The sequence below is a fragment of the Halobacillus sp. H74 genome (assembly GCF_052246715.1).
In the GTDB taxonomy this organism is placed as follows: domain Bacteria; phylum Bacillota; class Bacilli; order Bacillales; family Halobacillaceae; genus Halobacillus; species Halobacillus litoralis_A.
Map to the genome: position 1 here is coordinate 1 of NZ_JBQQCI010000002.1, position 20,760 is coordinate 20,760.

Genomic DNA, 20,760 nt, shown 5'->3' on the forward strand with positions numbered 1-20,760 from the left:
TTTTTATACGGATTCGCGATCCCTGAGGCTGTGGTCGGGCTTCCTTTCACCTCTCACTATATCTTAAAAAAGAAATAGTGGGTAACGTCACCCGTCGATGACATTACCCACTAATCTTAGTATGTTTTCTTTTATAAAGTCATAAAAAAAGCTTATAAGATGACCGGAGCCCCGTATTCCCTTTTCATCCGTTCTACCCGTAATTCAGGGCTTAAAACACTGTAGTAGGCAGCAGAAGCCCGTTCTTCTAAATCAAGCACGGGATGCTCCAACTGCTGGGGCTGGGTGATCAAAGGGATATCTGTTTGTTTTTTTGCTGCGCGTAAATATTCTTTCCCGCGGGCTGTCATGCCGAGGACCCGGGCATAGGGTACTGGATTTTCTCGCAGACCTTGTCTTACTTCCTCTTTGTCAGTGCCGACCAGGATATGGGCGAGAGTACGTTGCAATCTTGTCCATGTATAACGCTTAGTTTTCAACGCGTTCATGAATCCGTTGAAGGAAGTCGATTCTTTCATTGTGCGTTTCATGCGGTATTCTAATCCTTCATCAACCCCATGGAAGCACCGCAGCGTACTTTCGTCCATGGTCAAGATTTTGTACTGAAGAAGGTCGAAATATGCTTCCCAGTCGTGCCATCTGGACGTTTTTTCTTTGTACGCGGTCAGTCGTTCGGCAGTACCATTCGGTATAGATTGAGTCGCCTGGTTGGTCAGGGTGCGTTGTTTCAATAATTCTTTACGAATGCTTGTGGCGCTGGCTATCGATCCTGAAATTGTATCCTCGTGATAATGGTTATTTTTTCTTTGAATCGTCAAAGGTTCCATCTGAGGTGCATGGGTAAGGATTTGTTTGACATAGCTGTAGCCAAGAATATTATTCGGCTGTGATAAGTCGATGGTGTTGGTGGGGAATTCAACTGCTTCGTAGCCCAGGCGTGAAGCTTCAGGAAAAGAGTATCCTTCATTCAAGTATTTTCTCACGGTGAGATCATAATCTTCTTTGTTGTTTTTCATATGTGAGTACGCTTTCGTAAAGGCCTCTATTTTGCCGTTTTCACTACCGAAGCAAAGGGACTCGACACCGATGGCCGCTAAAGTAGCCACTGCCCCTTGACTGAAGTAGTCGCTATGTTGGACGGCAAAAAGAAAAGGGAGTTCAAGAACGAGATCTGCGCCACCTTTCAGCGCTGCCTCCGTCCTGTGCCACTTATCGATAATAGCAGGTTCGCCCCGCTGCAGAAAATTTCCGCTCATGATGGCTATCATACAGTCGGCCTCTGTATGTTTTTTGGATTCTTCCAGATGATAAAGATGTCCATTATGAAAGGGGTTGTACTCGACAACCACACCGCATGATTTCATAGAAATCCTCCTAGGTCGTTTCTTTTCTATTGAACAAGTGTTTGGTTTATTTTATCATGGAAGAAGGAAAAATTCGCTTCTTCCAGCTGAAATGTGTTATTTTAATTAAATCCGGCATCAAAAAGAGGATAGCTGTAAAGAAAAAATGTTGACAAATCAGCTGAATCCTTTTACAATAACTCTTGTTGCCATGAGGTGATAACTATGAAATTTCCTCTACAAAAGCTCAAACAAACGGGCGAGGAACCGTTCGTATTTGAGGAAGATGTAGATATTCGCGAATTAGAACAATTGAACAATGACATTCGCAGGATTTCCCCTGTTCATGTCGAAGGTCAAGCAATTACACGAGGAAATGATATAACGGTAACTTTTTCGATTGATGGAGAAATGGTGTTGCCTTGTGCCCGGACGTTAGTCGATGTGACTTATCCATTTCACATTGATGCTCTAGAGGTATTCAATCTGTCACCTTACCATACAGAAGAAGATGACTCTGAAGTTCATTCCGTAAATGGAGAAGTGCTTGACTTAACGCCTTATATCAAGGAAAATGTACAGTTGGAGATTCCGACTCGCGTATTTTCCGAAGATGATGAGGCTCATGAAGCAGCCCCCCATGAAGGGAAAGGCTGGCAGGTGGTTACAGAGGAACCTGAGGAAAAGAAAGTGGATCCTCGAATGGCTAAACTGCAATCATTATTAGATGAAGAAGAGAACGACTAAGAAAATCTTCATGGTTCTCAGAATCGTAAATTAAAGGAGGTGTACAACATGGCAGTACCTAAGCGTAAAACGTCTAAAAAAGTTAAAAACCAACGTCGTACTCACAAGAAACTACATGCCCCTGGTATGGTAAAATGCGATAACTGTGGTGAGTACTCAAAACCCCACCATGTTTGCAAATCTTGTGGACAATATAACGGAAAACAAGTGGTGAACAACTAGTTCTTCAAAAGAGAGTCTGACTTCGGTCAGTCTCTTTTTTTTGCTCAAAGAAGGTATGTATATGCTTTTCAGGGGGGCTGCTCATCAAAATACCTATGATTTCTTTTAAGGGGAATTCAAAATACAAGACAATAGCGCAGGCGTAACGGCACTTTACACTGTCATTCTGTTTCTCATCTCTTTATTGTAAGAAGGTGAGGAACTTTTAATGATGAACGCACAATGAGTCATTTTTTGATACATTATTAGTAAAGGATGGTGGATGAAAATGTCGCAAGTGTTAGTAGAAAAGAATCAAGAAGGATATGTTGTGTTGACTTTGAATCGACCGCATAAAATGAATGCAATCACAAAGCAGATGACTCAAGAGTTTTATCAGGCCATCGTCGATTTGAAACAAAATGGAGGTGTGAAGTTCCTGGTGGTGACAGGAGCGGGGGAGCGTGCCTTTTGTTCTGGTGGTGATTTAAACGAGCTTCATGGCGAAATGTCAGCCGAGGATGCCTATCAACTCTTACATCCGATGAAACAGGCTTTATATGAGTTGGCTACTTTTCCTGTACCGACAATCGCCCTGATGAATGGACAGGCTCGCGGCGGTGGGTGTGAAATTGCAACGGCATGTGATTTCAGGTATGGCGTGGAATCGTCTTCTTTTGGATTTGTTCAAGGCAATTTAGGGATAACCCCGGGCTGGGGTGGCGGCACCCTTTTATACCAAAGAATCAAAGCAGATCTTGCGGCACACTGGTTAATGGATGCTGAAATGTATCAAACAGAGCAAGTCTATCGAATCGGTTGGTTACATAAGATGATTACAGACAACTCAAAAGCTGAAAAAGTCTTGTTTTCCTCCTTTTTAAATAAGACATTAAAGCAGATGGAAGTCTTCAAGCAGCAATACTTGACACATATACATACAGAGGGTTTGTCAGAACGGATGGATCAGGAGGTCTATGCATGCTCGCAGCTTTGGGAGTCGGAAGAACACAAAACGGCGGTACGTAACTTCGCTCAGATGAGAAAAAGATCATGAATACGATTCTATCAATCATCCTTCCCGCATAACTATAAGCAAACGATAGAGGAGGGATGCTATGGATGCCCCAAGACAGGATGCCTGGAAGGAAGAAGAGGACGTTTTACTGGCTAAGACGGTACTGAAATATATTAGAGAAGGAAAAACGCAGCTGGAAGCCTTCCAGGAAGTCGCTGACAAGCTGCAACGCACTCCGGCTGCATGTGGATTCAGGTGGAATGCTACAGTGAGAAAAGAATATCAGAAAGAGATTCAAGAAGCGAAAAATAGCAGAAAAGCCACACGCACCCTATATACACCCCCGCCGACTTCTGATGATACCCCTATGTCCCTGGATGCTGCTATTTCATTTTTAAAAGAAATGAAAATCAAACAGTTTGAAGCGCAAGGCAAAGAAAACTTGGAATCAAAACTCAAGCAGCTGAATGAGGCGAATGAAAAACTGAAAGAAGAGTTAAAGCAGTGGGAAACGGCGTGGAATGAAATGGATAAACTCGTACATTGGGTGAGGGAGCGGCGAAAAAGCGAAAGTGGCGTTTAGAATTTTTGCCACCAAGACAGATGTGCCACAAGTAATAACAAATATTCACTTCCATAATATTATAAAATCTTTATAAAAAAAGGCCCCTACAACATTGTGTAGTGGCCTCATTCATGTTTCTATGCGTTTACATCTCTCTCTTCTACGCCAGACGGCATCCAAATCAATGGATTCTCCCCTAAATCACGCTCCACATCGTAGGTGGCTTTTTGGAAGCCCATCTTTTCCCAAAAATCGTGAGAATTGATGCGTGGGTTCGTCTTAATCGGCAATTCGAAGCTCTTTGCGAATTCCACTAAAGCTTTCCCGTACCCGAGGCCGCGATAATCCGGAAGTACTTCGAGTTTCCATAGGGCTAAATAGTCCTGTGGGGGAACGAAATAGTTGTCATATTTCGCCCGTACGCGATAAAGGCTCATACGTGCAACTAAAGCGCTTCCATAATATACCCCGTAAAATGGCGACTCGCTATCGTTTTCAACTATATTACTCTCCAAATCCTCGAGCATGGCAAGTTCCTGGTTCCCGTATTCTTTGAAACGCTTGAACTCTTCGAGCGTTTTATAATTAACTAATAATGGCTGGACTTTTGTTTTCGTCATCATCCCAGAATCCCCTTTCTAATATCTGTATCTATCCTCATTATAATATAAAAATATTCAGAATGGAATGAACAATTATGATAAGGACAAGAATCGACTGCAATAGAGAATCGGAATCTGCTACAATAGGAAATTAGATTGGTATGAAAGAGGGAGAATAGCATGAAAATAGGAATTATAGGTGCGGGATCCGTAGGTTTATTGACCGGTGCCTACTTAGGTAAAGATCACCAAGTTCATATGTTTGTACGAAATCAGCAGCAGAAAAATCGCCTTGAGAAGGATGGTATTGTCTGTGATGCTCTCCAAAACCCTACGAGAGTAGAAGCTCATTACACCGAAGAGGTCAAGGCCGGATTTGATTTATGGATCATTACCGTGAAACAGCACCAGCTGGAGCAAGTGATGAATTTGGGTTTCCCGCGGAACGTACCATTGCTGTTTTTACAAAATGGGATGGGCCACCTGGACATGCTATCACGGTCTCCTTACAGCTGCTGGGTAGGAGTTGTAGAACATGGAGCATTGAAACAAAGCCACAATAGCGTCTCTCATACCGGCAAAGGAAATGTGCAAATCGCCCGTATTTCCGACGAAGAGGAAACCGCTCTTCCAAAAGTGGTCGCTGTTCTACATAAAGAAAACTTCCCTATTTTCCTGCAGGAAGACTACGAAAAGATGCTTGCATCAAAACTTGTCGTCAATACAGTAATCAATCCTGTCACAGCTCTTTTTCAGCTTAAGAACGGCAGCATAGTGACTAACCCCCATCTCCAGACAATCGCACGGGAACTTTGCCGTGAAGCTTGCGGCATACTGGACTTTTCATTTGCGGAGGAGTGGGAAAGGGTGAAGAAGATTGCAGAGAAGACCGCTCTCAATCAATCTTCAATGCTGAAGGATCTAATAGAAAACAGGTTGACCGAGATTGATGCAATCAACGGATATGTATTACGACGTAGTTCCGATCCGCTTCCTTATCATCAATTCATCGTCCACGCGATCCATGCCATCGAACATGAGAAAGGGGTGAGAAATTATGAGTGATATATTCGCCTTTTGTATTGCCATCATTTTGACACTCCCGCTTCCATTCCTGATCATCTTTTACCTCTGTGCTCGGAAATGGAGTCGACATAAACTGAAAGCCCTTCACCGGACAGCAAATTTCACCGCGCCGATCTTCATTTTGGCGTCCCATGTACTCCTCATTGTCCTGTTTGAACGCAGCTTCTTTCCAATAATCGTCATTTTCTTGTTGTTACTACTAGGATTGTCGTTGGTAGCGCAATATAAATTGAATGAAGAGGTGCGCTTGATCAGAGCCTTCAAAGGTTTCTGGCGAGTCAGTTTTCTTCTGTTCATGTTTTTTTATATGGGGCTGTCTGTTTTCGGGTTGATTGACAGGCTTTTCTTTAGTTGATTAAGAATGGTCTCTTGTGTCTCTGTTTTATAGCAGCTAAATAGAAGGGGGGGAGATTATGTTTCCTTGTTCACGAATAAGCACTGTAAAAAACTTCTCTCTGCTTTTATCGGGTTCTGCTGATAAGCATTCGCCCGGGAGTTCAGACTGCTTCCTTACAGGCTGTTTCCCCTTCCTGTTGAGGTGGCGGAATGTTCATTTCCCTCCAGGATTGCATTAGCGTCTCAGACCAAACCGGGGCGGGCTCCCTTTTACTATCAAACAGATAATGTGAACTCTTGGTTCTTTTTTTGTACAATACAAGAAGATACATAGTACTGATGTAACTTTTGCCGATAAAGGAGCCGTATAAAGATGCGTATCGATCCGATTCAATTAACTTCGAAGCAATCCATGTTTTACGATTATAAATATAATTACCAAGCTGTTTCTGATAGGTTTGCATACTCCCCATATGAAGCGGGGACGTGGGAAGAACGCTTATCCCACTTGAAGAATCAAACGTATCCAAGGGAGGGGCTGGCTGACGTTTTGCACGAGATGAATATGCGCTGGCAAGCTCCGGAACAATCACTGGAGAATATCGGGAAGCTGAGAGATGAAGACAGTGTTGTGGTGATCGCCGGTCAGCAGGCAGGTTTACTGACAGGTCCCTTGTATTCAGTTCATAAAATCATATCTGTCCTTCAGCTTGCAAAGCAAAAAGAGAAAGCTCTGGGTAAACCTGTCATCCCAGTTTTTTGGCTGGCGGGGGAAGATCATGACTTTGATGAAATCAACCATGTGATGATGAAAAATGAAGGCCGGATGAAGAAGATGACCATCGATCATGTCCCGGAAACGAAAGCTTCGGTATCAGACATTGCCATCGATCAGGAGAAAGCACCTCAATGGTTGAGAGATGTTTTTCTGGCTGTAAATGAAACAGAATACACGCAGGATTTCTATCATGAGCTTCAAAGAGTGTTGTCTCAATCAGAAACCTACAGCGACTTTTTCGCAAAACTCGTTTATGCGCTTTTCCCAGACGAAGGTCTAGTGATCATTGATGCTCATGACCCGGCAGTGAGAGCAATCGAATCCCCATATTTCAAAACGATGATCAATCAAAATGAGAAAATGGCTCATGGGGTTTATGCCGCCTTGCAGAAAAATAGACAGCAAGGGTACGAAACCCTTTTGGATAGCGAGATGGAAGATGCTCATCTGTTTTACCACCGTGGTATTGAACGCATTCTTCTTATGAGAGATGAGGAGGGGGATTTCCGCGGGAAACATAACGAAGTGGCTTTCACGAAGGAAGAATTGCTGCAGGTGGCAGAGGAATCACCAGAGCAATTGAGCAACAACGTCGTCACACGCCCGCTCATGCAGGAGGCGCTTTTCCCTGTGCTTGCATTTATCGGAGGGCCGGGGGAAATCAATTATTGGTCTGCGCTCAAGCCTGCGTTTGACGCGGCAGACCTATGTATGCCGCCTGTTCTTCCACGAATATCTTTCACTTTGGTGGACAGAAAGACGGAACAGAGTTTAGAAAAGTTCCAGATCGAGGCAAATCAGGCCATTCGTCATGGCGTGGCAGAACAGAAGTTGAAGTGGGTGGCGTCGATGAGTTATCCGCCTATTGAGCAGCTCAGTCGACAGGTGAAGCATGAAATCAAACGTGTTCATGCCCCTATAAGAGAAAAATCCGCTGATTTCGGAGCAGACCTTGAACAACTGGCAGATAAAAACCTTCAATATTTGCTTGAAAACATCGATTTTATGGAGAAACGTCTTAACCAATCATTGGAAGAACGTCATCAATACGAAATGGATCTTTTTGATGATATAGAATTGACCCTCCATCCATTGAATGGACTTCAAGAGCGGGTGTGGGGAATCGTCCCATGGATCAACCAATATGGAAAAGGCTTATTCCAACAGATGAACAGACACGATTTGAGCTTTGAACACGACCATTATGTCGTATATTTGTAGGTGAAGCCCCCCACCTCCCCCCACCTTGAAAAAATCATGAAAAACCTTGAAAATCTTGCCCTTTTGGGCAGGATTTTTTTTGTGCAGGGAGAATGAATAAAAAGTATGTGGAGAAAAGTGGGGCGATGTGGTAAGGTGAAATCAGAAGGTGGGGAAACACTATGTTCATGGGTGAATTTCAACACAACATTGATACGAAAGGCCGGATCATCGTTCCATCGAAATTCCGACCGGACCTCGGGGACAGCTTCGTACTGACGCGAGGTTTAGATCAATGCTTGTTTGCTTATCCTATGGACGAATGGAAACTGCTTGAAGAGAAATTGAAGAAACTCCCCCTTACTAAGAAAGATGCCCGTGCTTTCACCCGTTTTTTCTTTTCTGGTGCAGTAGAGTGTGAAGTGGACAAGCAAGGAAGAATCAACATCCCACCACCACTGCGAAAATATGCTTCATTAGATAAGGAATGTGTCGTCATTGGCGTATCGAACCGGATTGAGTTTTGGAGTCATGATGAATGGGAAAGTTACTTCGAGGCATCGGAAGAGTCCTTCTCAGAAATTGCAGAGAATATGTTGGATTTTGATATCTGACCATCAGAAACGAGTGAAATCATGTTTGAACATTATAGTGTACTTAAAAGTGAAACCATACAACATTTGAATGTAGACCCGGATGGCATTTATGTCGATTGTACGTTAGGTGGCGGAGGCCATTCAGAAGCGATTGCCTCTCATTTGTCCGACAAAGGTCACCTTCTATCATTTGATCAGGATGAAACAGCTCTCCAAGCAGCAAAAGAGCGTTTGCGAGAATATGGAGACCGTGTCACATTCGTCCACGCTAATTTCCGGCAGTTGGAAGAGAAATTAGAGGAATTAGGGTTTACGGAAGTGGATGGCATCATCTATGACTTAGGTGTTTCAAGTCCGCAGTTAGACGTAGAAGAACGCGGGTTCAGCTATCATCAGGATGCTCCTTTGGATATGCGTATGAACCAGGCGGAAGAACTGAGTGCAAAAGAAGTGGTGAATGAGTGGGCGTATGAGGACCTCGTCCGAATCTTCTTCAAGTATGGCGAAGAGAAGTTTTCTAAACAGATCGCGAGGAAAATTGAAGCCGCCCGGGAAACGAAGACGATCGAGACGACTGGGGAGCTGGTGGAATTAATAAAGGATGGCATTCCGGCACCAGCAAGAAGGAAGGGAGGCCACCCGGCCAAACGGATCTTTCAAGCGATACGTATTGCTGTCAATGATGAGCTTGGTGCCTTCCAGGATAGTCTTCATCAAGCGGCTGAAGTAGTTGGTGTGGGTGGGAGAATCGCAGTCATCACCTTCCATTCTCTAGAAGACCGACTTTGTAAGCAAGCGTTCAAGAAGTGGAGTTCGAACCCTCCATTACCGAAGAACATACCGATGATTCCAGAAGACAAACAGCCGCCATTTCGACTGGTAAGCCGAAAGCCTATTGTGGCCGAAGAGGAAGAACTTGAGGAAAACCGTCGTTCACGCTCAGCGAAATTAAGAATTATCGAGAAGGTCAAGCCTTGGAATGAAGAATTCGAATTCAATGAAGGGTGGAAGCAAACATGAGCGCAGAGCAAATAAGAAAACAACAGCCTTTACATCAGCCTGACAAACAGAAACAGGTGAAAGTAAAGGTACATAAAAAAAAGAAATGGATCAGTACTGGCGAGAAGTTCTTATATTCAATCACAACTGCCGGTGTTCTGGCAGCCTCCGTTTTTTTCGTGCAATTTTCTTCATCGACAGATTCACTTAACCGTGATATCCGCAGTTTAGAACAAGATATTTCACAACAGCAGTCACAAAATGAAAACCTGGCTTATCAGGTGAAAGAATTGAGCAATCCAGACCGGATTTTGAGTATTGCGAAAGAAAACGGACTGGACATTCAAAATGCACAAGTGAAACAAGCAGGCACAATCAATAATGACTAATAATTGGTGATGCGAAATGAATAAACGAAACACGCACCGTAGTGCAGCCTTTCTGATTCTTATCTTTTCGGTGATATTTCTCATCATCGGCGGTCGTTTTCTGTATATTGAAACGGCTGCGACTATAGAAGGTGTCGATTTACAAGAATGGGCGGAGGATATACGGACAAGCTCCTATGAAATCGATGCAAATCGAGGGAAGATTTTTGATAAGAACGGCATGGTCCTGGCCTATGATCGTCCAACGTACCGCCTGTATGCCATTGTGGATTCAAACTATTCCGAGAACCTGAAGGAGCCCAAGCATGTGACGGATCCAGATGAAACAGCGTCTAAATTGGCTCCTTTCTTAGATATGAAAGCGAATGAAATTGAGAGTAGGATTGAACAAGGGCAGGAAAATGAACGCTTCCAGGTCGAGTTCGGTCCAAATGGACGGGAAATTTCCCAGGAGAAAATGGAAGAGATTAAAGACTTGGAACTAAACGGAATCCAATTCAAGCAGGAATCGAAAAGATACTATCCGAACGGGTTGTTCGCTTCTCATCTCATAGGTTTTGCACGGACGACAGATGGTAACATTTCCGGCGTGACGGGAATAGAGAAGCAAATGGAGAAGTATCTAAAAGAAGAAAAAGGGAAAATCAGCTATGAGCGCGATAAATATGGCACAAAGCTGTTAGACCCCAATGAAGTGATGACAGAACCAGATGATGGCGATGATGTTTACTTGACCATCGATCAAAAAATCCAGACATTTTTAGAAGATGCCATGTCACAGGTCCACAAGCAATATAACCCTGAAAAGATCATGGCAGCTGTGATGGATCCTGAGACCGGTGAAGTTCTTGCCATGAGTAACCGTCCGAGTTATAACCCGAATGATATCGGAAATGTAGATAACTGGTACAATGACATCGTTTCATATCCTTTTGAACCGGGCTCAACCATGAAGATGTTCACATGGGCAAGTGCGATTGAAGAAGGGGTTTACAACGGGAGTGACTTATATGAGTCAGGCACCTACAAGGTAACGGAAAACTCGCCGACAATTGGTGACCATAACAATGGTAAGGGTTGGGACATGATTACCTTTGATGAAGGTTTCAGGCGGTCTTCGAATGTAGCTTCTTCTAAACTCGCTTATGAAGTACTTGGTCCAACAAAGCTGCGCGAATATTTGACTGACTTTCATTTAGATCAGAAAACAGGGATTGATTTACCGAATGAACAAATCGGACAATTCGTTTTTGACAAGCCGATTGAACAGATTACGACTTCCTTCGGTCAGGGATCGACTTTCACAGCTATGCAGTTGATGACAGCAGCTACCTCCATAGCCAATGATGGTGAAATGATGCGGCCTTATATGCTTTCCAAAATCACTTCAAGCGACACCGGTAAAGTCTTGAAGGAAAGCGAACCGGAAAAGATCGGAGAGCCCATTTCAGCTGATACTGCCGAAAAAATGCGTGATTTATTAGGAAGTGTCGTCACTTCAGAAGATGGAACAGGTCAATCATTCAAATTGGATGACTATTCATTGGCAGGCAAGACCGGGACAGCTCAGATCAGCAAAAATGGTAAATATTTGAATGGCCGGGATAATTATGTGTTCTCATTTATGGGGATGGCTCCGAAAGAGGATCCGGAACTCCTGATGTATGTCGCTGTCCAGCAGCCTGAATTAGAAGCGACGGAACTCGGGTCTGAGCCTGTTTCTTATATTGTCAGAACCGTTATGGAGAACAGTTTGCATTATTTGAACATCCAACCTGACAAGGAAGTGGATGAATCCTTCTCGCCTATTTCTCTTCCTGATGTGACCAATCAAAGCGCCAAGGAAGCAGAGAAGAAACTGAAAGAGACGTTCGAGAATGTGGAAGTCATCGGTGATGGGAACGAAGTGAGTGCTGTGTTACCCGCCCCTGGCACCAAAGTGGTTGAAAACCAGCGCATACTCCTTGTAACCGACCAACCGACAATGCCTGATCTGACAGGTTACTCAGTCAGGGATGTGCACCGGCTGGCTAAACACTTTAACTTGAATATTGAAACGATGGGCAACGGGTATGTACAGAAACAAAGCATTCCCGCAGGCTCAAAAATAAAAGAAGACGGATATTTAGTGGTAGAATTATCGCCGCCTCAGTCAGAGTGACACCATTCCAGGCAGTGTTCTAATCGTTTCCAGATTGCATATAGTGATACAAGCTGACTCTATCGACTAGCAAAAGGAGTTATCGAGATGAGACGAGTATCACAAGTGATCGTAAAGAAACGATTAGTCACTGTTTTTCTTGTTGGAATGGTTATTTTTTGTGTTATTGCAGGCAGGCTCGGGTACGTCCAGTTTTTCCTTAGTGATTTCTTGATTTCGAAGGCAGAGGAATCGTGGAGTCGTGACATCACGTTTGAACCTGAGCGTGGAGAGATCCTTGATGCAAATGGCGAAGTGTTAGTCGGCAACCAGTCGGCACCCACGGTGATGGTGGTCCCGAGGCAAGTGAAAGAACCGGACAAGACCGCCCAAAACTTAGCTCAGATTCTAGAGATGAGCGTTGAGAAGGCCTATACTCATGTGACAAAGGTGACTTCGATTGAAAGGATTCACCCTGAAGGCCGAAAAATCAGTGAACAGCAGGCGGAAGCGATCCAGTCGCTGCAGATGCCAGGGGTTTATATTGCAGAGGATTCAGAGAGGTACTATCCTCATGGTTCATTTCTTTCCCACGTCCTTGGATTCAGTGGGATTGATAATCAGGGTTTATTAGGCTTGGAAGCTTATTATGATGAAGAGTTGAAAGGAGAAAAGGGCGCGCTCTCTTTTTTCTCTGATGCCAAAGGGAAGCGAATGCCCGACATGGCTGACATATATAAGCCTCCTGTCGATGGTAAGGATCTGCAGTTGACCATCGACTATAAAGTCCAATCGATCATGGAGCGTGAGCTGGACATAGCCGTAGCAAAATACAATCCGGATGGGGCGGTGGCTTTAGGAGTCGACCCTGACACAGGAAAAGTGGTCGGGATGGCGACAAGGCCGAACTTCAATCCGGCGAACTATCAAGAAGTGAAGCCAGAAGTATACAACCGTAACCTACCTGTTTGGAGCACGTATGAACCAGGGTCGACGTTCAAAATCATCACACTGGCTGCAGCTTTGGAAGAGCAGCTCGTAGACCTTGATGAAGAACATTTCCATGATTCCGGAGCAATCAAAGTCGATGGCGCTACATTGCACTGCTGGAAAAGCGGCGGCCATGGCGATCAAACGTATTTAGAAGTCGTACAAAATTCATGTAACCCTGGGTTCGTTACGCTTGGTCAACGTTTAGGAAAAGAGAAGTTGTTCGAGTATATCGATCGCTTCGGTTTCGGAGAAAAGACAGGCATCGACCTTGAAGGTGAAGGAAAAGGGATCTTATTCAAACCGGAAAATGTCGGGCCTGTCGAACAGGCCACCACAGCGTTCGGTCAAGGGGTTTCCGTGACTCCGATTCAACAGGTCATGGCTGTTGCAGCTGCAGTGAATGGTGGATACTATTACGAGCCTTATATTCAGGAAGCCTGGCTTGACCCGATCAGCGGCGATGTGCTCGAAAAAAATGAACCGAACTTAAAAGAGCGGGTCATTTCCGAGAAAACGTCTGCAGAAGTCCGGCGTGCTCTTGAAAGTGTTGTCGCAAAAGGAACAGGGCGGGGCGCCTACGTTGAAGGATATCGTGTTGGTGGTAAAACAGGAACAGCGCAAAAAGTCGGACCAGACGGTAGATACATGGAAAATAATCATATCGTGTCTTTCATTGGATTTGCCCCTGCTGATGATCCTGAACTAGTCGTTTACCTTGCGATCGACAACCCGAAAAACACCGTGCAATTCGGTGGAGTTGTTGCGGCTCCGATTGTTGGGAATATTATGGGGGACAGCCTGCGTGCGATGGGTGTTGAACCTAGGGAAGATGGCTTGGAAAAAGAATACGCTTGGCCTGATGAACCGTTAGTCGAAGTTCCGAAAGTGACAGGAATGGAGAAAAAAGACTTAAGTCAAATGTTGATGAACCTGAATGTTGAAGCTAGTGGCAGTGGTTCGAAAGTAATTACACAGGCACCTGAAGCAGGAGTGAAAGTTCCGAGTGGATCGACGATTCGTGTATATCTCGGGGATTAAGCCCAGTTTTGATATAATAAAACTTGCATGTAGGTAAGGGTGACGCATATGAAAATGAAGAAGCTGTTGCGATTCATTCCTTTTTATAAAGAAAATCGACCGATTTCTGATTTGAATGTCACCGGGATCTCCATGGACTCAAGAACCACTGAGCCTGGTGATGTTTTCATTTGCATGCGTGGGGTAGAAGTGGATGGTCATCGCTATGCTGAGGATGCGGTCATTAGAGGGGCTGTTGTCATATTGGCAGAAAAACCGGTCGATGTGGCGGTCCCTGTGATCCTGGTGAATGATACATCTCGTGCACTTGCCATGATTGCTGCCGCTTTCTATGAAACACCTTCAGAGCATCTGCGCGTCATCGGTGTAACAGGGACAAATGGGAAGACGACGATCACCTATCTGCTGGAAGAAATATTCCGTATTCAGAAAAAACGGACAGGAATCATCGGTACCATACAGGTGAACATCGATGGAAAGACCTTCCCAGTCAAAAATACCACACCAGATGCCTTGACTCTGCAGCGTTATTTCCATAAAATGCGAAAGGCAAGAGTTGATCAGGCTATCATGGAGGTCTCCTCGCACGCTTTAGACCAGGGGCGGGTGTATGGGTGTGATATCGACATCGCTATCTTCACTAACCTCACACGTGATCACCTGGATTATCATGAAAATTTTGATGATTATCTTCGTGCTAAGTCCCTATTGTTCGCCCAATTAGGAAATGGGTATAATAAAGAACGTGAGAAATTTGCAGTCATAAATAAAGACTCCCCCTCTGCTCATCGCTTTATCCGCTCGACTTCTCAGGGGCTCCTCACCTATGGGATCCATGAGGAAGCAGATGTAATGGCGGAGGATTATTCGTTGACCGAAACGGGTACCACATTTACAATGCTCACTCCGATCGGCTCTATATTTATTGATAGTCCCTTGATGGGGATGTTCAGTATCTATAACATGTTAGCTGCTGCCGGGGCTGCCCTCTTATCTGATGTCTCATTACCCGCCATTCAACAGGCCTTCATGCAGACGAAAGGCGTCCGGGGCCGGTTCGAGCCGGTAAGAGAAGGACAGGATTTCGGAGTGGTCATCGACTACGCCCATACGCCTGATTCTTTAGAGAATGTTTTGAAGACGATCAAGGAAATTTGTCACGGTTCCATCATCATAGTCATCGGCTGTGGGGGGGATCGGGATCGGAGTAAGCGTCCACTGATGGCAGAAGTGAGTATGGAATTCGCCGATTCTGTCATTTTCACCAATGATAACCCGCGCTCTGAAGATCCTAAACAGATTTTCAGAGACATGACGAACCATCTCAAAGGAAATCATGACATCATCGAAGACCGGAAAGAAGCGATTCAAAAAGCGCTCAAAGCAGCAAAAAAAGGCGACGTAGTACTGATCGCAGGCAAGGGCCATGAAACGTATCAGGAAATCAAAGGCATTCGTCATCACTTCGATGACTGTGAAATTGCAAGAGAGATATTAAGGGATATGAAGGAGCGTCCATCATGATTTTAGAAGTAAAAGAATTGACTCGATTGTTTTCGCAATATAAAGGAGCCGCTACGGATCAGATCACCATAGATGGGGTAATGACAGACACTAGAAAAACGGCAAAGCAAAGTTTGTTCGTGCCGATCGTCGGTGAGAATTTCGATGCCCATGAGTTTATTGGTGAAGCGATTAAACAAGGCGCTGTCGCTGCACTTTGGCAGAATGACCGACCGCTCCCCAAGCTAGTGCCGACGGATTTTCCGGTCTTTTTCGTAGAGGATACGACGAAGGCATTGCAGGATTTGGCTTCCTATTATTTAGAAGAAGTTGAGCCCATCGTCATCGGGGTGACCGGTTCAAACGGGAAAACGACGACAAAAGATATGGTCGCTTCCGTATTGGCGACCCGCTTTATCACGCATAAAACAGCAGGCAATTTCAATAACCATATCGGACTTCCCCTGACGGTCTTGTCTATGGAGAAAGAGACAGAGGCTGTTGTGCTGGAAATGGGGATGGACCGTGCAGGTGAAATCGCGGTGTTATCGAAAATCGCTCATCCCCATCATGCAATCATTACAAATATCGGAGAATCCCATATTGAAAACCTCGGGTCAAGGGAGGCGATCGCGCAGGCGAAATTAGAAATAACGGAAGGGTTATCTGAGAGTGGTCTTTTGATCATTGATGGCGATGAACCTTTACTGGAATTGAAGAACCAAGAGAAACAGACCATTTCCTGCGGTTTTAAAGAACAAGCGGATTATGTGGCTGTCATAGAAGAGATGACCGATGATATGAGCAAATTCACAATCGGGCAACATCATTATCAACTTCCATTGGCAGGAAAACATAATGTGAAAAACGCTTCTTTTGTGATTGCTTTAGCGGAACGTCTCGAGTTGACACCAGCGGAAATTCAGGAAGGTTTCCAACAGCTTCAAATGTCAGCTATGCGTTTCGAGAAACATGAAGGTCATAAGGGGTCATTGATTATCAATGATGCATACAATGCGTCACCGACCTCCATGAAAGCGATTATCGAAGTTATTCGTGATTTGACATCTAAAAGTAAAAAAGTGTTAGTATTAGGTGATATGTTTGAATTGGGAGAGCATTCAAGGGTTCTTCATGCGAGTGTCGCCGCGGCTATAGATGAAAACATCCACACAGTTTTCACAATCGGAGATCATTCTGAGGAAATATCAAAAGCTGTCAGGGACCATCATGCTGAAATTGAAACACACCATTACAACGATAAACAAGCTCTAAGTCATCATGTCCGTTCTTTGTTAACGGCGGACACTGTCGTACTCATCAAAGCATCACGAGGAATGAAATTGGAAGAGCTGCTTACAGGTCTTGTGGATTGATCGATAGGCGATGATGATGAAGCATAAGGAGGAGAAAGATAAATGAACGAATACATACTACTAATCACTATGGCTATTTCATTCGCTCTCACCGTCGTGATATCGCCGATGATCATCCCTTTTTTAAGACGATTGAAATTCGGTCAAAGCATCAGGGAAGATGGGCCGGAGTCTCATCAGAAGAAGTCAGGAACACCTACGATGGGGGGCGTGATGATCATCATATCGGTGCTCGCCACGACACTCATCGCTTCTTATTTGTTCAATCCTGACACAGGGAGCATCCAATTGTTCCTTGTTTTATTTGTGTTATTCGGTTATGGACTGCTTGGATTTTTGGATGACTATATTAAAGTGGCCCTGAAGAGGAATCTTGGCTTGACTTCCAAACAGAAGATGCTCGGTCAAATCGTCATAGCTCTTGTCGTTTATTTCATTCTAAGGCAAACTGATTTTCCGACATATATCAGTATCCCGGGGACCTCTTTCGATCTTGAGCTTGGGTGGGGGTATGCATTACTCATTTTGTTCATGCTTGTGGGAGCATCCAATGCTGTGAACCTTACGGATGGGCTTGATGGTCTGCTGGCAGGTACGGCGGCTATCGCTTTCGGTGCTTTCGGAATCCTTGCCTGGACAGGGCAAATGAATGTTGAAGTCACGATCTTTTCCTTAGCGATTGTTGGCGCATTACTTGGTTTTCTCGTTTTCAACGCTCACCCGGCTAAAGTTTTCATGGGGGACACCGGTTCCCTTGCCTTAGGCGGCGCAATAGCCATCATAGCGATTTTAACGAAGATGGAATTGATTCTTGTCATTATAGGCGGAGTATTTGTATTAGAAACGCTTTCTGTCATCATACAAGTCATATCTTTTAAAACGACAGGGAAACGGGTGTTTAAGATGAGTCCGCTTCACCACCATTATGAGCTCAAAGGTTGGTCTGAATGGCGTGTTGTTACGACGTTCTGGAGTGTAGGACTGATTTTTGCGGTGCTAGGGATTTATATTGAGGTGATGTTCGGATGAAAACATTGAAAAACTTTCCATATGCTCATGTGCTTGTATTAGGGCTTGCAAAAAGCGGTACGGCCGCAGCGCAGCTTTTATTGGACAGCGGGGTAAAAGTGAGGATCAATGATTTGAAGGCAGACCTTGACCAGCCGGCAGTCCGTCAATTGATCGATCAGGGAGCGGACATTGTCACTGGAGGACATCCGCTTTCCGTCCTTGATGATATCGAGTATGTAGTGAAAAACCCTGGCATTCCTTATGAAAACCCGATCATTGAAGAAGCGGTGACAAGGCAAATACCAACAGTCACCGAGATTGAACTGGCCGGCTTTCTACATGAAGGAAAGCTCATAGCTGTCACTGGATCCAACGGTAAAACAACCACAACGACATTGATTCATGAAATGATTAAAGCAGATCAGCAACCGGTGGCTGTCGCGGGAAATATCGGCCATGTTTCCTGTGAAGTTGCCCGCTCGACCACGGCTGACGAAACAATGGTTACAGAGCTGTCTTCTTTTCAATTATTAGGGACAGAGAAGTTCCGGCCAAGTATTTCTGTTTGGCTGAATCTATATGAAGCCCACTTGGATTATCACCATACACTTGAAAATTATCATCGTGCCAAAGCGAAGATTACAGAAAACCAGACACCGGAAGATACGCTTGTATATAATGCAGATGATGAAAAAATCAAGTCGTTTTTACCAGAGGTCAAAGCACAACTTGTGCCTTTCAGTATTAAAGAAAGAGGTCAAGGTGCCTGGGCAGATGATGAAATGATTTACTTTAAAGAAGAGCCCATCATGAATAAGGATGAGGTCGTGCTCGTTGGTGAGCAAAATCTGCAAAACATTCTTGCAGCCGTAGCAGCAGTGAAAGTGAACGGGATTCGTAACGAGTCGATCGAGCATGTTCTGAAAACTTTTACAGGGGTGCCCCATCGCTTGCAGTTTGTGACGGAGAAAAATGGGCGGCTCTTTTACAACGATTCCAAAGCAACGAACATACTTGCCACTTCCTATGCCTTAAAGTCCTTCCGACAGCCCGTCATCCTTTTAGCTGGAGGGTTGGACAGGGGCACAAGCTTCGAGACGCTTGTACCGTATTTGAAAGCAGTTAAAGCGATGGTCGTTTTCGGTGAAACGGCTGACCGAATGCTGGAAACGGCTGGTAAAGCGGGAATCGAAAAAACCGTTAAAGTGGATACCATGAAGGAAGCTGTCGATCAAGCCTATCAATTTTCGGAAGAAGAGGATGTGATCCTGCTTTCACCCGCATGTGCAAGCTGGGATCAATACCGTACGTTTGAAGAAAGAGGCGACATGTTTATAGAAGCTGTGCATAAGCTGAAGTAAGGGCTTTATGTGACAAGCTTAAGCCCTGTTTTCCATTATAGATGGGAGGTGGGGCTTTTTTTATGGAAGAACAGAAAAAGCCGGATTTATGGTTGGTCATTGCGATTATCGGAATTCTTGTGATCGGGATCGTGATGGTGTACAGCTCTTCAAGTATTTGGTCTGAGTACAAATTCGATGATCCATGGTTTTATGCTAAAAGGCAGATTCTTTTTGCTACGGCTGGATTGATCGCCATGGTAGTCTTATCCCGAATTCCTTATTATGTGTGGCACCGGCACTCGAAACTCATTATGATCATCTGCCTGGTGTGCCTTTTGGCTGTACTGATCCCCGGGGTAGGAATGGTGAGAGGCGGGGCTAGGAGTTGGATCGGTGTAGGCATGTTCAGTATCCAGCCTTCTGAGTTTATGAAATTAGGGTTGATTCTCTTTCTGGCTCGTTTCTTATCGGACCGCCAAAAGAAAATGAATTCTTTTCAAGAAGGTTTTTTACCTGGACTAGCTCTCATCCTCATCCCATTCGCCCTAATCATGCTGCAGCCAGATTTAGGAACCGGTGTGGTTATGGTCGGGACATGCCTTGTCATGATGTTCACAGCAGGGGCACGGATCAGCCACTTCATGTGGATTGCAGCAGCGGGTATGGCAGGAATGATCGGATTGATTGCGTCTGCACCGTACCGGATAAAAAGAATTACAGCCTTCTTACATCCGTGGGAAGACCCTTTGGGGGCGGGCTTCCAGATCATACAATCCCTGTATGCGATCGGGCCGGGCGGTTTGCTTGGATTAGGACTTGGCAACAGCATGCAGAAATTCTTTTACTTACCCGAACCCCAAACAGACTTCATATTTGCTGTCCTTGCTGAAGAACTCGGATTTTTAGGTGGGTTTTTGGTTTTGAGTCTATTTTTCATTTTGTTGTGGAGGGGGATCAGGACAAGTTTGTTGGCCCCCGACCTGTTCGGATCTCTTCTTGCACTTGGGATCGTCGGTATGATTTCCATCCAGGTCATGATCAATGTAAGTGTGGTTACAGGGCTGATTCCAGTCACAGGAATCACTTTACCTCTGGTCAGCTATGGAGGCTCCTCACTTACTTTGACCCTCGGATCACTTGGGCTTTTATTAAGTGTCAGCAGGTTTTCCAATCGATGAAAGGCGTTGCCGTTGGCGACGCCTTTTTTGTGTCAGGGAATTAAGATTACACTATGTGGGTAGAGTTTTATTATCATTATTCCACCTGGGAATGTTCGTCATCAATTTTATAGTTGTTTGAACACTGGTTATATTGGGTACATGAATTTAGCGAAACCTTGTACCTCCCCTCGAAATAAGCTTTTTTATGTATAAAATTTGAAGGGAAACTAGTAAAACTCTCTCAATCTGCGAGTCTGTTTTTGTGATATAATGGGTACATCTAGATGTAGAGTCGAATCTCGACATCTTTTCAAGGAACATCATTCTTTCAAACAG

General features: G+C 44.6%; 19 protein-coding genes. 17 read left to right on the plus strand and 2 right to left on the minus strand.

The window, feature by feature from the left end:
- Positions 1-152: 152 nt before the first annotated feature.
- On the minus strand, positions 153-1,364 hold the full coding sequence (locus ACTWPX_RS03220) for a nucleotidyltransferase (protein WP_443118497.1): 1,212 nt from the start codon (positions 1,362-1,364) through the stop codon (positions 153-155).
- 204 nt (positions 1,365-1,568) lie between these two features.
- Between ACTWPX_RS03220 and ACTWPX_RS03225 the strand changes: the two genes are divergently transcribed.
- From ACTWPX_RS03225 to ACTWPX_RS03240, 4 genes are all read left to right on the plus strand, one after another.
- The gene (locus tag ACTWPX_RS03225) at positions 1,569-2,090 is read left to right on the plus strand and encodes a YceD family protein (RefSeq protein ID WP_128522874.1); all 522 of its coding nucleotides are present in this window, start codon (positions 1,569-1,571) and stop codon (positions 2,088-2,090) included.
- A 48-nt stretch (positions 2,091-2,138) separates the two neighbouring features.
- On the plus strand, positions 2,139-2,312 hold the full coding sequence (gene rpmF / locus ACTWPX_RS03230) for a 50S ribosomal protein L32 (RefSeq protein ID WP_128522873.1): 174 nt from the start codon (positions 2,139-2,141) through the stop codon (positions 2,310-2,312).
- A gap of 268 nt (positions 2,313-2,580) precedes the next feature.
- On the plus strand, positions 2,581-3,348 hold the full coding sequence (locus ACTWPX_RS03235; protein WP_443118498.1) for an enoyl-CoA hydratase/isomerase family protein: 768 nt from the start codon (positions 2,581-2,583) through the stop codon (positions 3,346-3,348).
- A 61-nt stretch (positions 3,349-3,409) separates the two neighbouring features.
- Positions 3,410-3,892 carry an RsfA family transcriptional regulator gene (locus tag ACTWPX_RS03240; RefSeq protein WP_128522871.1) on the plus strand — a complete coding sequence of 161 codons (483 nt, stop codon included), beginning with the start codon at positions 3,410-3,412 and terminating at the stop codon, positions 3,890-3,892.
- 119 nt (positions 3,893-4,011) lie between these two features.
- Here the strand turns inward: ACTWPX_RS03240 and ACTWPX_RS03245 are convergent, their stop codons facing one another.
- Positions 4,012-4,497 carry an N-acetyltransferase gene (locus ACTWPX_RS03245; protein WP_128522870.1) on the minus strand — a complete coding sequence of 162 codons (486 nt, stop codon included), beginning with the start codon at positions 4,495-4,497 and terminating at the stop codon, positions 4,012-4,014.
- Between the two features lie 159 nt (positions 4,498-4,656).
- Between ACTWPX_RS03245 and ACTWPX_RS03250 the strand changes: the two genes are divergently transcribed.
- The 13 genes from ACTWPX_RS03250 to spoVE all read left to right on the plus strand — a co-directional run bounded on the left by ACTWPX_RS03250 (position 4,657) and on the right by spoVE (position 20,442).
- Positions 4,657-5,541, plus strand: a complete 885-nt coding sequence (locus ACTWPX_RS03250; RefSeq protein WP_443118499.1) for a ketopantoate reductase family protein — start codon at positions 4,657-4,659, stop codon at positions 5,539-5,541.
- On the plus strand, positions 5,534-5,917 hold the full coding sequence (locus tag ACTWPX_RS03255; protein WP_128522868.1) for a DUF3397 domain-containing protein: 384 nt from the start codon (positions 5,534-5,536) through the stop codon (positions 5,915-5,917). The genes ACTWPX_RS03250 and ACTWPX_RS03255 overlap by 8 nt, the downstream gene beginning before the upstream one ends.
- Before the next feature lie 354 nt (positions 5,918-6,271).
- Complete coding sequence (bshC, locus tag ACTWPX_RS03260) at positions 6,272-7,897, plus strand: bacillithiol biosynthesis cysteine-adding enzyme BshC (RefSeq protein WP_443118500.1); 1,626 nt, start codon at positions 6,272-6,274, stop codon at positions 7,895-7,897.
- A gap of 161 nt (positions 7,898-8,058) precedes the next feature.
- The gene (gene mraZ, locus ACTWPX_RS03265; RefSeq protein WP_128522866.1) at positions 8,059-8,490 is read left to right on the plus strand and encodes a division/cell wall cluster transcriptional repressor MraZ; all 432 of its coding nucleotides are present in this window, start codon (positions 8,059-8,061) and stop codon (positions 8,488-8,490) included.
- Positions 8,491-8,511: 21 nt separating this feature from the next.
- A complete protein-coding gene (gene rsmH / locus ACTWPX_RS03270) occupies positions 8,512-9,492 on the plus strand; it encodes a 16S rRNA (cytosine(1402)-N(4))-methyltransferase RsmH (protein ID WP_443118501.1) in 981 nt (326 codons plus the stop codon).
- Positions 9,489-9,860, plus strand: coding sequence for a cell division protein FtsL (gene ftsL, locus ACTWPX_RS03275; protein ID WP_128522864.1), 372 nt, complete (start codon positions 9,489-9,491; stop codon positions 9,858-9,860). The genes rsmH and ftsL overlap by 4 nt, the downstream gene beginning before the upstream one ends.
- Positions 9,861-9,876: 16 nt before the next feature.
- A complete protein-coding gene (locus ACTWPX_RS03280) occupies positions 9,877-12,021 on the plus strand; it encodes a penicillin-binding protein (RefSeq protein WP_443118502.1) in 2,145 nt (714 codons plus the stop codon).
- An 87-nt stretch (positions 12,022-12,108) separates the two neighbouring features.
- Positions 12,109-14,031 (plus strand): stage V sporulation protein D, encoded by a 1,923-nt coding sequence (locus ACTWPX_RS03285; protein WP_443118503.1) that lies wholly within the window; start codon positions 12,109-12,111, stop codon positions 14,029-14,031.
- Between the two features lie 48 nt (positions 14,032-14,079).
- Positions 14,080-15,555, plus strand: coding sequence for a UDP-N-acetylmuramoyl-L-alanyl-D-glutamate--2,6-diaminopimelate ligase (locus ACTWPX_RS03290; protein ID WP_443118504.1), 1,476 nt, complete (start codon positions 14,080-14,082; stop codon positions 15,553-15,555).
- Positions 15,552-16,910, plus strand: a complete 1,359-nt coding sequence (locus tag ACTWPX_RS03295) for a UDP-N-acetylmuramoyl-tripeptide--D-alanyl-D-alanine ligase (RefSeq protein ID WP_443118505.1) — start codon at positions 15,552-15,554, stop codon at positions 16,908-16,910. The genes ACTWPX_RS03290 and ACTWPX_RS03295 overlap by 4 nt, the downstream gene beginning before the upstream one ends.
- 42 nt (positions 16,911-16,952) lie before the next feature.
- Entirely contained in the window at positions 16,953-17,939 is a 987-nt protein-coding gene (gene mraY / locus ACTWPX_RS03300) for a phospho-N-acetylmuramoyl-pentapeptide-transferase (RefSeq protein WP_128522859.1), read from the plus strand.
- Positions 17,936-19,282 carry a UDP-N-acetylmuramoyl-L-alanine--D-glutamate ligase gene (murD, locus tag ACTWPX_RS03305; protein WP_443118506.1) on the plus strand — a complete coding sequence of 449 codons (1,347 nt, stop codon included), beginning with the start codon at positions 17,936-17,938 and terminating at the stop codon, positions 19,280-19,282. The genes mraY and murD overlap by 4 nt, the downstream gene beginning before the upstream one ends.
- Before the next feature lie 62 nt (positions 19,283-19,344).
- Complete coding sequence (gene spoVE, locus ACTWPX_RS03310) at positions 19,345-20,442, plus strand: stage V sporulation protein E (protein ID WP_443118507.1); 1,098 nt, start codon at positions 19,345-19,347, stop codon at positions 20,440-20,442.
- Positions 20,443-20,760: the final 318 nt, after the last annotated feature.

Excerpts from the sequence above, each read along its gene's own strand:
- ACTWPX_RS03290 (WP_443118504.1), top strand. The coding sequence starts at position 14,080 with ATGAAAATGAAGAAGCTGTTGCGATTCATTCCTTTTTATAAAGAAAAT.
- ACTWPX_RS03285 (WP_443118503.1), top strand. The coding sequence starts at position 12,109 with ATGAGACGAGTATCACAAGTGATCGTAAAGAAACGATTAGTCACTGTT.
- ACTWPX_RS03240 (WP_128522871.1), top strand. The coding sequence starts at position 3,410 with ATGGATGCCCCAAGACAGGATGCCTGGAAGGAAGAAGAGGACGTTTTA.
- ACTWPX_RS03255 (WP_128522868.1), top strand. The coding sequence starts at position 5,534 with ATGAGTGATATATTCGCCTTTTGTATTGCCATCATTTTGACACTCCCG.
- rsmH (WP_443118501.1), top strand. The coding sequence starts at position 8,512 with ATGTTTGAACATTATAGTGTACTTAAAAGTGAAACCATACAACATTTG.
- rpmF (WP_128522873.1), top strand. The coding sequence starts at position 2,139 with ATGGCAGTACCTAAGCGTAAAACGTCTAAAAAAGTTAAAAACCAACGT.
- ACTWPX_RS03245 (WP_128522870.1), bottom strand. The coding sequence starts at position 4,497 with ATGATGACGAAAACAAAAGTCCAGCCATTATTAGTTAATTATAAAACG.
- ACTWPX_RS03235 (WP_443118498.1), top strand. The coding sequence starts at position 2,581 with ATGTCGCAAGTGTTAGTAGAAAAGAATCAAGAAGGATATGTTGTGTTG.
- mraY (WP_128522859.1), top strand. The coding sequence starts at position 16,953 with ATGAACGAATACATACTACTAATCACTATGGCTATTTCATTCGCTCTC.
- ACTWPX_RS03295 (WP_443118505.1), top strand. The coding sequence starts at position 15,552 with ATGATTTTAGAAGTAAAAGAATTGACTCGATTGTTTTCGCAATATAAA.
- mraZ (WP_128522866.1), top strand. The coding sequence starts at position 8,059 with ATGTTCATGGGTGAATTTCAACACAACATTGATACGAAAGGCCGGATC.
- murD (WP_443118506.1), top strand. The coding sequence starts at position 17,936 with ATGAAAACATTGAAAAACTTTCCATATGCTCATGTGCTTGTATTAGGG.
- ACTWPX_RS03280 (WP_443118502.1), top strand. The coding sequence starts at position 9,877 with ATGAATAAACGAAACACGCACCGTAGTGCAGCCTTTCTGATTCTTATC.
- bshC (WP_443118500.1), top strand. The coding sequence starts at position 6,272 with ATGCGTATCGATCCGATTCAATTAACTTCGAAGCAATCCATGTTTTAC.
- spoVE (WP_443118507.1), top strand. The coding sequence starts at position 19,345 with ATGGAAGAACAGAAAAAGCCGGATTTATGGTTGGTCATTGCGATTATC.
- ACTWPX_RS03220 (WP_443118497.1), bottom strand. The coding sequence starts at position 1,364 with ATGAAATCATGCGGTGTGGTTGTCGAGTACAACCCCTTTCATAATGGA.
- ftsL (WP_128522864.1), top strand. The coding sequence starts at position 9,489 with ATGAGCGCAGAGCAAATAAGAAAACAACAGCCTTTACATCAGCCTGAC.
- ACTWPX_RS03225 (WP_128522874.1), top strand. The coding sequence starts at position 1,569 with ATGAAATTTCCTCTACAAAAGCTCAAACAAACGGGCGAGGAACCGTTC.
- ACTWPX_RS03250 (WP_443118499.1), top strand. The coding sequence starts at position 4,657 with ATGAAAATAGGAATTATAGGTGCGGGATCCGTAGGTTTATTGACCGGT.